This window comes from Actinosynnema sp. NPDC037264 (assembly GCF_055603705.1).
In genome coordinates, this window is the sequence record NZ_JBVJVK010000003.1 from 381,888 (window position 1) to 394,468 (window position 12,581).

A 12,581-nucleotide genomic window follows, 5' to 3' on the forward strand; every position below is an offset into this window, starting at 1 on the left:
CCCGGCCTAGCGGGGCAGCTTCACCACGGTCACGAAGAAGTCGTCGATCTGCCGGACGACCTCGATGAACCGGTCGAAGTCGACCGGCTTGGTGACGTAGGCGTTGGCGTGCAGGTTGTAGCTGCGCAGGATGTCCTCCTCCGCCTCCGACGTGGTCAGCACCACCACCGGGATGGGCCGCAGCGCCTCGTCCGCCTTGATCTCGGCCAGCACCTCGCGGCCGTCCATCTTCGGCAGGTTCAGGTCGAGCAGGATCAGCCCCGGCCGCGGCGCGTCCTCGTACGGGCCCTGGCGGCGCAGGAACTCCAGCGCCTCCACGCCGTCGCGCACCACGTGCAGCTGGTTGCGGATCTTGTGGTGCTCGAACGCCTCCTGCGTCATCAGGGCGTCGCCGGGGTCGTCTTCCACCAGCAGGACGTCGATCACGTTCAACGGGTTGCTCATTGCTCGTCGTCCTCTACAGCCGGCAGCGTGAACTTGAAGGTGGTCCCGGTGTCGCCCTCGCTGGTGTCCAGCCAGATCGTGCCACCGTGGTACTCCACGATCTTCCGGCACATCGCCAGCCCGATGCCGGTGCCGGGGTAGTCGTCCTTGTGGTGCAGGCGCTGGAAGATCACGAAGATCCGCTCAGCGTACTCGGGGTCGATGCCGATGCCCTGATCGCTGATGGTGAACGTCCAGGAATCGCCCGTGCGGTCCACGTCCACGCGCACGTGCGGCGGCTCCTCGCCGTGGAACTTCAGCGCGTTGCTGATCAGGTTGCCGAACACCCCGCCGAGCAACGACGCCTCGCCGCGCACCGTGGGCAGGTCCGCCACCTCGACCGTCGCCCCGGTCCGCTCGACGACCTCGGAGTAGTTGTCCAGCACCTGGGCGACCAGCTCGTCGCAGTCCACCAGGGTCTGCTCGCGGGTGAGCCTGCCGACCCGGGAGAACGCCAGCAGGTCGTTGATCAGCACCTGCATCCGCTTCGCGCCGTCCACGGCGAACCGCAGGTACTGCTCGCCGCGCTCGTCGAGCTGGCCCGAGTAGCGCCGCTCCAGCAGCTGGCAGAAGCTCGCCACCTTGCGCAACGGCTCCTGCAGGTCGTGCGAGGCGACGTAGGCGAACTGCTCCAGCTCCGAGTTCGACCGCCGCAGCTCCTCCAGGTCGGACAGGATGCGCACCCGCATGGCCTCGACGTCCTGGCCGAGCATCACCGTCTCGCGGGGCCCGCCCGCCTCGACCGCGTGCGCGAAGTCGCCCGACGACACCTGCCGCACGTCCGCGGCGAGCCCCGTCAGCGGCGCGATCACGATCCGGTACAGCATCACCGCCACCCCGGCGATGCTCAGCACCAGCAGCAGACCGAGCCCGATGACCAGCAAGAACGCCTGCGTGGCGACGTTCGACACGTTCGCCCGGCCGGCGGCGGACGCCTCCTCGACCTTGGTCTTCAACGCCGCCATCGCCTCGGCCGCCCGGTCGAACAGCGCCTTGCCGCGTTCGGCGTCGACCAGGGTGGTCTGCGGGATGCCCGACACGTAGACCAGGTCGACCAGGGGGTCGGCGTAGCTCTGCCGCCAGTCGTCCGCCAGCCGCCGCACCTCCTCCAGGTCGCCGAGCAGGTCGGGTCGCGAGGCCGACAGCAGGGAGCGGGCGGACTCCACCGCGTCCAGCTCGTCCTGCCGCCCGTCGGTGTAGGGGGCGAGGAACGCCTGGTTGGCGGTGAGCACGTACCCGCGCACACCGGTCTCCTGGTTGACCAGCGCCGTCTGCATCTCGAGCACCTCGCGGCCGGCCGGGTCGATCCGCTCCAGCAGCTCGGTGCGGGCGGAGGTCAGCCCGTTCAGCGCGATCAGGAGGCTGCCGATGGCGCCCGCGCAGATGACGACCAGGACCACGACGGCCGCGACCAGGAGCTTGCTCGCGGGCCAGCGCTTGCGGTAGTCCATCAGGCGCGGTCCGAGATCAGCAGCACGGCCATGTCGTCGTCCAGCTCCCCGCCGTTGAGTTCCTTCACCCGGCTGATGAGGTCGTCCAGCAGCGTCGCCGGTGTGCGCGTCCAGTCCGGTCGCTCCCTGGTGATCTCGCCGATCAGGTCGATCAGCCGCTCCGAGCCCAACCGCTCGGTGTCGCCGTGCACGCGGCCCTCGACCAGGCCGTCGGTGTAGAGCAGCATCGACCACCCCGGCGGCAACGGCACGTCGAGCCCGCTCCACGTGCTGTCCGGCAGCACGCCGAGCGGCAGCCCGGCGCGGTCGCGCGGCAGCTCCACCACCCGGTCGCCGACCAGCAGCATCGGTTCCGGGTGCCCGGCCAGGTAGACCCGCGCCCACCGGCGGTCCGGCGAGATCGTCACCATGCACGCCGTGGTGAACAGGCCGGGCTGGTGGCGTTCGTGCTCCAGGATCTCGTGCAGCGTGCGCAGCACCCGGGACGGCTCCTGGCCCGCCAGCACCAGCGCCCGCCAGGCGATGCGCAGGAACACGCCGATCGCGGCCTCGTCCGGGCCGTGCCCGCACACGTCGCCGATCAGCAGTTGGAGCGTGCCGTCGGAGGTGCGCACGACGTCGTAGAAGTCGCCGCCCAGCAGCATCCGGCTGCCGCCGGGGCGGTAGCTGACCTCCCAGCCGATGTCGTCGCCGTGGATGATCGGCGACGGCAGCAGGCCGCGTTCGAGGCGGGTCTTCTCCGCCGCGAGCAGCTTCTCGTCGCGCAGCTGGCGCTGGGTCTCCTCGACCCGCTTGCGGCCGACCGCGTAGCGGATGCTGCGGGCCAGGCCCACGCCGTCCACCTGGCCCTTGACCAGGTAGTCCTCCGCGCCCTGGGCCACCGCCTGGGTGCCCTGGTGCTCGTCGTTGAGGCCGGTGAGCACGATGATCGCCACCGGCGCCGGGTGGGCGAGCAGCCTGGTCAGGCCGTCGAGCCCGGTCGTGTCCGGCAGGCCGAGGTCGAGCAGCACGCAGTCCGCCTTGGCCAGCAGGCCCTCCGCCTCCCGCAGCGTCCGCGCCCGGTGCAGGGCGACGTCCGCCTCGACCTCGTCCAGCAGGGCTTCGACCAGCACGGCGTCGCCCTCGTCGTCTTCCACGAGGAGCACGTTGATCCGGTTCACCGCGGTCCGCGGTGCGGGGAGCCCTGCCACGGGGGAGGAGATTAGTCGAACTCGATCAGGACGGGGTGACGGCGGTGCGGTGGGGCGCGGTGACGGCGCCCGCGGCCATGACCGAAGATCGTGGGGTGACGTTCTCCCAGATGGTGGCGCTGACGACCCGCCTGCCCCGGCGGGGCCGGGGTTTCTGGTACTCCGTGGCCATTGACGTGCTGTGGCCGCTGGTCGTGCTGTTCGTGCGGATGCGGATGGCGGGCCGGACCAACATCCCGCGCGAGGGCGCGGTGCTGCTGGCCTCCAACCACCTGTCCTTCGCCGACCCGGTCACGTTGACCGCGTTCGCGCTCGCCTCCGGCCGGGTGCCCCGGTACCTGGCCAAGGCGAGCCTGTGGAAGGCGCCGGTGCTCGGGTGGGTGATGTCGTCGGGGCGGCACATCCCGGTCGACCGCGACAGCGTGCGCGCCGGCAAGGCGCTGGACAACGCGCGCACGTCGTTGGACGAGGGCGAGTGCGTGATCGTCTACCCGGAGGGCACCTTCACCAACGACCCCGACGGCTGGCCCATGCGCGGCAAGAACGGCGTGGCGCGGCTGGCGTTGACGACCCGCACGCCGGTCGTGCCGGTGGCGCAGTGGGGCACCCGGGAGCTGCTGCCGCCGGGGAAGTTCGTGCCGCGGCCGTGGCGGAAGGTGTCCGTGGTGGCGGGCGCGGAGGTCGACCTGTCCGACCTGTACGGGCTGGAGCCGACCAAGGCCGTGCTGGACGAGGCGACCGCGCGGATCATGGCCGCCGTGACGACGCTGCTCAGCGGCGTGCGCGAACTGCCGTCACCGACGAACCCGTGACCGTCAGCGTGCCTTCTTGGCCTTGCCGGAGCGCTCGCGCTCCCACCGCAGGTACTGGCCGGTGACGGTGGACACGCTGGTGAGCAGCCAGACCGCCACGCCCGCGTCGTCGGTCACGCCGATCAGCGGCAGCAGTTCGGGCAGCAGGTCGACCGGGGAGACGAGGTAGAGCACGGCGAACGCCCACGTGGCCATCGTGCTGGTCGGCAGGCCGTAGGCCTTGCGCTCGCGCAGCAGCCGGGGCAGGGCCTTGGCCCGGTCGATCACGGTGCCGACCGGGCGGGGCTCGCCCTTGCGCTCCCACCGGCGCCGCCGGCGCACGACCCACAGCACGCCGGCCGCCACGCCGAGCACGACCAGACCGGAGCCGGCGACGACCGGCGGCAGGCCGAGCAGCTCGTCGTCACGCAGGAGCAGCGTGCTCAGCCCGAGCAGGGTGAGGACCACGCTGAGGAAGATCACACGTCCATGGTAGTGGCGGTGAGGCGTCCACGCGGGTGGAGCGGGCGTCGGGTCACGGCGCGGAAACTTCCGGATCAACCGGCTCACGGCCCGGACGGGTCGGTCCATACGATGGCCCGGTGAGCGATTCCCCCCGGTTACCGGCGCGATCCGTCGTCGTGGTGCTGTTCGTCGTCGCCGCGTGCGCGGTCCTGGCGGCCGGCGGGTTGACCGCCGTGGTCCTCGCGGACGACCGTCCCCGGCAGGCCGCGCCGGTGGCGGCCGGGAGGGCCTCGCCGACCGCCCGCGCGGACACCACCCGCCCCGTCGGGCCGCCGCTGTGCCTGATCGGCTCGTGGCGCACGGTGGAGGAGCAGGTGATGGTCAAGTTCTACAACGGCGTGGACCCGCTCCCGATGGTCACCAGCGGGCGGGCGTACGAGTTCCGGCCGGACGGCACCGGGACCGAGCGGATGGACGACGTGGTGTTCCACGGCACCTACCAGGGCAACGCGCTGCGGCTCGTCGGCAACGGGGTCATCGAGTTCACCTGGACCGCCACCGACAAGGCCATCACCTACGGCAACCAGACCAAGGCCGAGTTCACCTGGGCCTACTACGACCAGCGGGGTCTGGTGGAGACCCAGACGATCCCGTCGGAACAGGTGCGGCACGAGGTGGACGACTACGCCTGCCAGGGCACCCAGCTCGTGGAGAGCAACTCGCGCGGCTACCGGTCGGTGTGGGCGCGGACCGCCGGGTTCGGGGTGTACGGCTGATGCGCGCGGCGCTCGTCGCGGCGGCGTTGCTGGCCGCCGCTCCGGCTCTTGTTCCCGCTGCCGCCGCTTCCGTCGTGCAGCCGTCGAGCCCGGAGGAGCTGGCCGCGGCCATCGCCCGGCCGGCGATCGTGCTCATCACCGTGGAGTGGCACGGGTGGGTGCGGGACAGGCGCACCGGCGAGGTGTTCGGCGGCGCGAACGGCTACGTCGTGAAGGCGACGTGCAGCGGCGTGGTGATCAGCCCGGACGGGCACGTGGCCACCGCCAGCCACTGCGTCCACACCGGACCGCAGGGCGGCGCGGGCGCGTTGTTCGACGCGGCGATCGAGGACCTGGCGGCGGCCGGTCGGGTCGTGGACCGGGCCAAGGCCAAGACGCAGCTGGCCGAGCACGCCGTCGCCGAGGGCGCGAACCCGGACCGCCCGGTCGACCGCGCGATCGCGGTCGAGCGGATGGAGGCCACCGGCGACGGCCCGATCCGGGACGTCGCGCCGGCCACCGTGGTCGACCTCGTCGCGCCGACCGAGGGCGACGTGGCGGTGCTGAAGGTGCCGCGCGAGAACCTGCCCTCGTTGGAGATCAGGGCCGAGCAGACGGCGGTCGGCACCCCGATCCTGGCCATCGGCTACCCCGGTTCGGCGGGCGCGGCGGTCGACCCGAGCCTGGAGCCGAGCAACAAGAACGGCCAGGTGTCGGCGCGGCGGACGCAGAACGACCGGCCGTTCTACGAGTTCAGCGCGGCGGCCACGCAGGGCATGAGCGGTGGGCCGGTGGTCGACATGGACGGCCGGGTCGTCGGCCTGGTGAGCCAGGGCTCGCCGGGGGAGACGCAGTCGTTCAACTTCGCCGCCGCGTCCTCGACGTTGCTGGACGTCCTGGCGGGCAAGGACGTGAAGGTCGAACCCGGTGCGCACGACCGCGACTACCGGGCCGCGCTGGACCACTACTTCGCGGACGACTTCGACGGCGCGGTGGAGGGTTTCGACGACGTGCTGGCCGCTTCGCCCGGTCACCTGCAGGCCGCGGAGTACCGGCGGCTCGCGGTCGACCGCGGTGGGTCGGCCGGTGGCGGCGCTTCGCTGCTGATCGGGCTCGCGGTGCTCTGCGGCGGTGTCGCGGTGGCCACGGCGACGGCGGGCACGGCGATCGCCCTGACCCGCAGGCGTCGGCTGTCGCCCGCGGGTCCCGTGCCGCCGGTGGGGCCGCCGCCGGTGGTGTCCGATGTGGACACCCCGCCGTTCGGCATCCCGGTGCGGGCCACCGAGGTCGTCGCGCCGGTGGTCCAGCCGCCGGTGGTCCAGCCGCCGGTGGTCGCGCCGACCACTGAGCCCACCGCAGAGCCCACCGTTGAGCCGCCGGTCGACGAGTCGCCGACCGTCCGGTCCACCGACGGGTCACCGACCGCGCGGGTCGAGCGGCCGGACGAGGGCGAGCCCACCGCACCGCGGTCCTGACCCGGGGCGGGGGGGGGGGGGGGGGAGGAAAGACCCACCCCCCCCCCCCCCCCCCCCCCCCCCCCCCCCCAAAACCCCCCCCCCCCCCCCCTTCCCCTCCCCCCCCCCCCCCCCCCCCCCCCCCCCGGCCCCGGTGCTACCACTTGCTCTCGGCGTGCAGCCACAGCCCGACCGCGAGGCCGAGGGCGACGAGGGACAGGGGCGAGAACCCGGCGCCGCCCGAGATGATCAGGCCGAACAGCAGGCTGAACCCGCTCGTCAGCACGTAGAGCCGAGGCCCCCACTTGCGGGTGAACCACGCGCCGACCAGCCCGATCAGGGCGACCAGACCGGCGAGCGCCACGAAGACGACGAGCTGCAACGAGTCGTCGCCCCACTCCGCGCCGTGGTCCACCTCGTCCACCCAGCCCACGACGGCGACGACCAGCGTGAAGGCGTTGGCGAGGGTCATCAGCACCAGCAGCACGACGATCCCGGCGCCCTTCCTGGCGCGCGGCTCGGCGTGGCGGGCGGTGGTCGGCGAGTCGGGGGAGTCGTGCTGCACCATGGCGGCGGTCCTTTCCGGGTACGGCGCGGACCCGGTCGCCGCGGGCGGGACCGGTCGGGTGCCGTGAGGAGTGGGGCGACCGTCCGGCGCCCCTGACCGCTGACGCTACGGAGCAGGCGGGTGGCCGGGCGAGGACGGCGGGGGTGGAAGTTTCCGGTTCCGGGCCGACCGCTGCACCTCGGCGAGGTCGGCGGCGGTCACCAGGCGGACCTCGGCGGCCCGGCGCGCCACCGCGAACCTGGTGTTCTGCAGCCGGCCCGCGTGCGCGGCCAGGAACGGGTCGTCCGCCGCGCCGAACGCGATCGCCGAGATCGCCCGGATCGCGTCGTCCACCCGCTGCGGCCGGTGCAGGTTCCAGGTGTAGCCGTGCCACTCGCGGACCCGTTCGAAGATCTCCCGGTTCGACGGCGGCCGCGGGTAGTCGTCCGCGCCGACCAGCCACGGTTCGCACAGCGCCAGCGCGACGAACCAGTCCCGCCCGCCCCGCACCAACCCCGGACCGGTGCGCGTGTCGCCACCGTCCGCCCCGAACGCCACCTCCGACGCCGCAGGCGCGCGCTCCACGTCGATGGTCAGCTGCAGGTCGGCGAACCCGTCGCCGTCGCCGCGCCGGCCGAGCAGCAGCACCAGCTGGTTCTCGCCGACGTCCAGCAACGCCGTCGCCGACCGGGTCAGGATCACCCGCCGCGCGCCGCCCGGCGCGTCGAACAGGCTGGACAGCTGCGCCTCGCCCGCGCCGAGCCACGTCAACGACACCACGTCCGCGCCGACCGCCAGCTCGCCGACGAGCCGCGACACGTGCGGCGCGCAGTCCGGCAGCGCGACCACCACCCGCCCGGGGCGGGCCGGGCCGACGACGCCGTGCGGCGCGCGTCCGAACAGCAGCGACTCGCCCGGCCCCAGCACCACCGAAGCCAGGCCCGCGCCACGCACCACCACCCTCGGCACGGCGCTACTCCGGGCAACCGGGCGGGTCGCCCCGGTCCGGTCCGAGCGCACGCCACTCCTCGGCCAGCGACTCGCGGTCGAGCAACCCGCACAGCACCTCGACCGCGCGGTCCGGCACGAGGTTCCACAGCCGGGCGGTGCCGTCCGCGCCGACCGACGCGATGAGCTCGCCGCTCGGGTCGAACGCCAGGTCGTTCAGCTCGGCGCCGTGCCGGTCCAGCCGCGCCAGCTGCCGCGCGCCGTCGACCTCCCACAGCCGCACCACGGTGTCCTGGCTCGCGGTGGCCAACGTCCTGCCGTCCGGGCTCCACGCCACCCGGCGCACCGGCGCGTCGTTGCCGGTGAGCACGCCGACCTCGACGCCGTCCTTGACCCGCCACAGCTTCACCAGCCGGTCACCGCCTCCCGTGGCCAGCACGGAGCCGTCCGGGCTGAACTCGACGTCGATCGCCACGCCGTCGTGGCCGGGCAGGATGGTCCACTCCGTGCCGGGGTCCACCAGGTCCCACAGCCCGATCCGGCCGCCCGACAACGTCACCGCGAGCGTGCGGCCGTTCGGGTGGAACGAGATGCCGGTGGGGTAGTTGGGCTCGACCCCGTTGACCGGGGTGTTGCGCGGCTCCGGGGTCGTCGCCCGGCGGTTGACCAGCCGAAGGTCGGCGGCGTCGAGCAGGAGCACTTCGTCGCGGTCCTCCTGCGACCCGGTCGGGGTGCGGCCCGTGACGGCGATCGTCCGGCCGTCCGGGCTGTACCTCGCCGAGGTGAACTCCGTGCCGGGCCGGGAGAACCGGCGCAGCTCCGCGCCCGTCGCCGCCTTCCACACCACCAGCAGGCCGCTCTCGTCCACGGTGACGAGCTCGGCGCCGTCCGGGCTGAACGCGACGTCGTAGGCGTCGTCGCCGTGGGCCTTCAGCTCGTGCGCCAACCGCGAGTTCCGGTGGTCCCACAGCCGGACCACGCCGTTGCCGCTGGTGGTGGCCAGCAGGTCGCCGCCGGGCTGGAACGCGGTGCCGAGCAGGACGGCGTCACGCGGGCCCAGCGTCGTCCGCTGGTAGGACCACACCGTGATCACGCCGGTGGAGTCGGAGCTGAGCAGGGTGTGGCCGTCGGCGGTCATGACCACCGCGAACGTGGTCACCGACCCGGCCGCGTACTGGGTCAGCAGGTCGCCGGTCGCCAGGTCCCACGAGTAGACGCTCGAGCCCACCGCGCCCGCCACCACGGCCGAGCCGGACGGCGTGAACGTGACCGAGCTCAGCCCCACCTCGGGAGCGCTGAACGTCCGGCGCGCCGTCCACGTCGTGGTGTCCCACAACCGGACCGTCGCGTCCATCCCCGTGCTGGCCAGCAGCCCGCCGCCCGGCGCGAACGCCAGCGCGCTCACCTCGCCGGTGTGCCCGGTCAGCTTCGCGACCAGCGCGCCGTCACCCGCCCGGTGCACCGCGACGTCGTTGCCGTCGGTCAACGCGACCAGCCCGGGGTCCGGCAGGAACGCCATCCGGATCGAGGGCCGGGCGGCGAACACCGCCCGCTCGGTGAACCCGGCCGTCTCCCACAGCACCACGCCGCGATCGGTGTAGGCGACGAGCGTGCCGCCGTCCGGGGAGAGCGCGGTGTCCGCCGCCCGACCCGGCACGGTGAAGACCCTCTTGCGCGCCGGCACGTCCCACAGCTCGACCTTCTTGGTGTCCGGGTCGGCGGTGGCCATCAGCCGACCGTCGGCGCTCATCGACACCGTCCGGTACCAGCCGCCCTTGTCGTCCAGCACGGCCAGCTCACGGCGCGAGGGCACGTCCCACAGCCGCAGGGTGCCGTCCCGGCCGCCGGAGGCCGCGACCTTCCCGTCCTCGCTCACCGCGAGCGCGTTGATCGCGCCGACGTGCCCGGTCATCCGGCCGCGGTAGGCGTCGGTGGTCGCGGACAGCAGCGCGCTGCGCCCCTCGACGGTCGGGCTCGCCCGCCACGCGCCGAACGCGGCCAATGCCGCCCGCCGCGGGTCCACCGTCCTGGCCAACGCCGACTCCGCCGCCAACTGCCGCGACAGGTTCTGCTGCCGCCCGGTGTCCGCCCGGTCCCGTTCGGCCTGCGCGGACTGCCGCAACCGGGTCGCCACGACGACCGCCACCGACGCGACCACCAGCAGCAGGCTCAGCGCCACCACCAAGCCGCGCAACCGGTTCGTGCGCTTGCGCGCCGCCAGCTGCCCGGCGTGCTCGGCCGCCGTCGACCGGGCCAGGAAGTCCTGCTCGACCGGCTGCAACCGCACCCGGTCCCGCGCCGACTCCAGCCACGCGGTCAGCGACGCCAGCCGCACGCCCCGGTACAGGTCGTCGTCGTGCTGCCCGGACTCGACCCACGCCCGGACGGAGTCGGTGAACCGGCGGTGCTGCACCAGACCCGCGCGGTCCTCCTCGATCCAGTCGCGCAGCCTCGGCCACGCGGTGAACAGCGCCTCGTGGCTCAGCCGCGCGCCCGAGCCGTCCACGGTCACCAGCCGTGCCGCGATCAACCGGTCCAGCACGTGCCGCTGCGCGGCGAACTCCCGCGGGTCGACCCGCGCCCGGACCACCGCGCCGTCGTCGAGCACCGCGACCAGCCGCAGCAGGATCGCGCGCAACGCCTGCCGCCCCACCGGGTCCAGGGCCGAGTGGATCTCCTCGGCGGTGCGCGAGACCGCGCCGTCGATGCCGCCCGCGCGGCGGTAGGCGGCCAGCGTCAGCACCGGCCCGTCGCGGTGCAGCCACGACTCGCGCAGCGCGTGCGCCAACCGGGGCAGCGCGCCGGGGTCGTAGCCGATCTCGCCGCGCACGCCGAGGTCGGCGATCATCCGCTCCGGCAGGCCGGGCTCCACCTCCACGCCGAAGTCCTTGGCGGGGCTGACGATCGCCTGCCGCAACCCGGTCGCGTCCAACGGGCCGAGCAGCACGGGCGCGGCCAGCGCGGGCCGCAACGGCGCCAGCTCGATGCACCGGTCGACCAGGTCCGCCCGGACTGCCAGCACGACCAGCGCGGGCCGGGCGGCGGTCAACGCGGCGGCGAACGCCAACCGGTCCGCCTCCGGCGCGTTGAACACCTCCTCGAACTGGTCGACCACGATCACCGGCCGCGTCACGCCCGCGCACCACTCGCCGAACCGGCCGGGCGACTCGCGGATCAGCCGCGCCCACCGCGCCGCGTCGATCGTCGTGCGGGCGGCCATGGCGGCGGCCAGGTTGCCGACCGGGTCCACCCCCGGCGTCAGCACCACCTGGGGCCACGTCTCGTCGCCGTCGGCGGCCAGCGCGGGCAGCAGCCCGGCCTTGAGCACCGAGGACTTGCCCGCGCCCGACGCGCCGACCAGCACCACCGGCTCACCGCCGCGGACCTGCTCCGCCAGGCGGACGAGCAGCTCGGTGACGACGTGCGAGCGGCCGTGGAACACCTCGGCGTCGGCCCGCTCGAACCCGCTCAGGCCCGGGTACGGGGTGGCCTGCGGTTGCGGGCGCGAGGTGCGCGGCCTGCTCGTGGAGCGGAGGATCGCGCGCACCAGCCGGTCCTGGTCCTCACCCGGGCCGGGCGACGTCGGCCGGGCGGCGTGCGCGGTGTCGCCGCCGAACGCGGCCGCCTCCGCCGCCGTGATCAGCGCGGTCGCCGACTCGAACCGCCGCGCCGGGTCCTTCGCCAGCCCGCGCAGCACCACGGCGTCCAGGCCGGGGCTGACGGTCGGGCTGAACACCGAGGGCGCGGGCGGGGGCTGCAACAGGTGGGCGGCGACCTTCGCGGCGGGGTCGGTGGCCGGGTGCGGCAGCCGGCCGGTCAGGCACTCGAACAGCACGCACGCCAAGGAGTACTGGTCCGAACGGCCGTCGACCGCGCCGCCGGACAGGCGTTCCGGCGCCATGTAGTCCCACGAGCCGATCAGGTCGCCCGACCGGGTCAGCGCGGTGGCCTCCGGCGAGGTCTCCCGGGCGATGCCGAAGTCGGCCAGGTAGGCGTGGTCGTCGGCGGCGATCAGGATGTTGGACGGCTTCACGTCCCGGTGGACCAGGCCGCGCTCGTTGGCGGCGTCCACGGCGGCGGCGACCTGGCCGAGGACCTTCAGCGCCCGGACCGGGTCGACCTCGCCCGCGCCCAACGCGCGCCGCAGGTCCGTGCCCTCGACCAGCATCATGTCGAGGAAGAGGTGGCCGTCGACCTCGCCGAAGTCGTTGACCGGGATGACGTTCGGGTGGCTGAGCGCGGCGGCGATGCGCGACTCGCGCTGGAACCGGGCCCGGTACTCGTGGTCGGTCGCGGCGGCGGAGAGCCGCTTCAGCGCGACGACCCGGTCGTGGACGGTGTCGTAGGCGCGGTGCACCACGCCCATGCCGCCCTGCCCGAGCAGCTCGCGGATCTCGTACCGCCCGAAGTCCGCTAAGCCGGACCGCGCCCCCATAGCGCCCCCTCGTCTCGCCCGCCCGAACCTTACTGGGCCGGGCCAGCGGTTCCACCGGGCGA

At 73.9% G+C, this 12,581-nt stretch carries 10 protein-coding genes; 3 read left to right on the top strand and 7 right to left on the bottom strand.

Annotation, left to right across the window (positions count from 1 at the left end):
* Nucleotides 1–6 precede the first annotated feature (6 nt).
* From ACZ7GX_RS06135 to ACZ7GX_RS06145, 3 genes are read right to left on the bottom strand one after another with little or no spacing between them, the layout of a single operon-like run.
* Nucleotides 7–444 carry a response regulator gene (locus ACZ7GX_RS06135; protein ID WP_498773396.1) on the bottom strand — a complete coding sequence of 146 codons (438 nt, stop codon included), beginning with the start codon at nucleotides 442–444 and terminating at the stop codon, nucleotides 7–9.
* Nucleotides 441–1,934, bottom strand: coding sequence for a sensor histidine kinase (locus ACZ7GX_RS06140; RefSeq protein WP_498773398.1), 1,494 nt, complete (start codon nucleotides 1,932–1,934; stop codon nucleotides 441–443). Before ACZ7GX_RS06140 ends, ACZ7GX_RS06135 begins: the two co-directional genes overlap by 4 nt.
* Complete coding sequence (locus ACZ7GX_RS06145; RefSeq protein ID WP_498773400.1) at nucleotides 1,934–3,124, bottom strand: PP2C family protein-serine/threonine phosphatase; 1,191 nt, start codon at nucleotides 3,122–3,124, stop codon at nucleotides 1,934–1,936. Before ACZ7GX_RS06145 ends, ACZ7GX_RS06140 begins: the two co-directional genes overlap by 1 nt.
* 110 nt (nucleotides 3,125–3,234) lie before the next feature.
* Between ACZ7GX_RS06145 and ACZ7GX_RS06150 the strand changes: the two genes are divergently transcribed.
* Nucleotides 3,235–3,936, top strand: a complete 702-nt coding sequence (locus ACZ7GX_RS06150; RefSeq protein WP_498773473.1) for a lysophospholipid acyltransferase family protein — start codon at nucleotides 3,235–3,237, stop codon at nucleotides 3,934–3,936.
* Between the two features lie 3 nt (nucleotides 3,937–3,939).
* Here the strand turns inward: ACZ7GX_RS06150 and ACZ7GX_RS06155 are convergent, their stop codons facing one another.
* The gene (locus tag ACZ7GX_RS06155; RefSeq protein WP_498773402.1) at nucleotides 3,940–4,398 is read right to left on the bottom strand and encodes a YkvA family protein; all 459 of its coding nucleotides are present in this window, start codon (nucleotides 4,396–4,398) and stop codon (nucleotides 3,940–3,942) included.
* Between the two features lie 119 nt (nucleotides 4,399–4,517).
* Here ACZ7GX_RS06155 and ACZ7GX_RS06160 point away from each other — a divergent pair, with 119 nt between their 5' ends.
* Nucleotides 4,518–5,156 carry a hypothetical protein gene (locus tag ACZ7GX_RS06160; RefSeq protein ID WP_498773404.1) on the top strand — a complete coding sequence of 213 codons (639 nt, stop codon included), beginning with the start codon at nucleotides 4,518–4,520 and terminating at the stop codon, nucleotides 5,154–5,156.
* Entirely contained in the window at nucleotides 5,156–6,610 is a 1,455-nt protein-coding gene (locus ACZ7GX_RS06165) for a trypsin-like peptidase domain-containing protein (protein ID WP_498773406.1), read from the top strand. Before ACZ7GX_RS06160 ends, ACZ7GX_RS06165 begins: the two co-directional genes overlap by 1 nt.
* A 136-nt stretch (nucleotides 6,611–6,746) precedes the next feature.
* Here ACZ7GX_RS06165 and ACZ7GX_RS06170 read toward each other — a convergent pair whose 3' ends face one another.
* The 3 genes from ACZ7GX_RS06170 to ACZ7GX_RS06180 all read right to left on the bottom strand — a co-directional run bounded on the left by ACZ7GX_RS06170 (nucleotide 6,747) and on the right by ACZ7GX_RS06180 (nucleotide 12,519).
* Nucleotides 6,747–7,157 carry a hypothetical protein gene (locus ACZ7GX_RS06170; protein WP_498773408.1) on the bottom strand — a complete coding sequence of 137 codons (411 nt, stop codon included), beginning with the start codon at nucleotides 7,155–7,157 and terminating at the stop codon, nucleotides 6,747–6,749.
* Nucleotides 7,158–7,262: 105 nt separating this feature from the next.
* Entirely contained in the window at nucleotides 7,263–8,105 is an 843-nt protein-coding gene (locus ACZ7GX_RS06175) for a hypothetical protein (RefSeq protein ID WP_498773410.1), read from the bottom strand.
* A gap of 4 nt (nucleotides 8,106–8,109) precedes the next feature.
* Complete coding sequence (locus ACZ7GX_RS06180; RefSeq protein ID WP_498773412.1) at nucleotides 8,110–12,519, bottom strand: nSTAND1 domain-containing NTPase; 4,410 nt, start codon at nucleotides 12,517–12,519, stop codon at nucleotides 8,110–8,112.
* Between the last annotated feature and the right edge of the window lie 62 nt (nucleotides 12,520–12,581).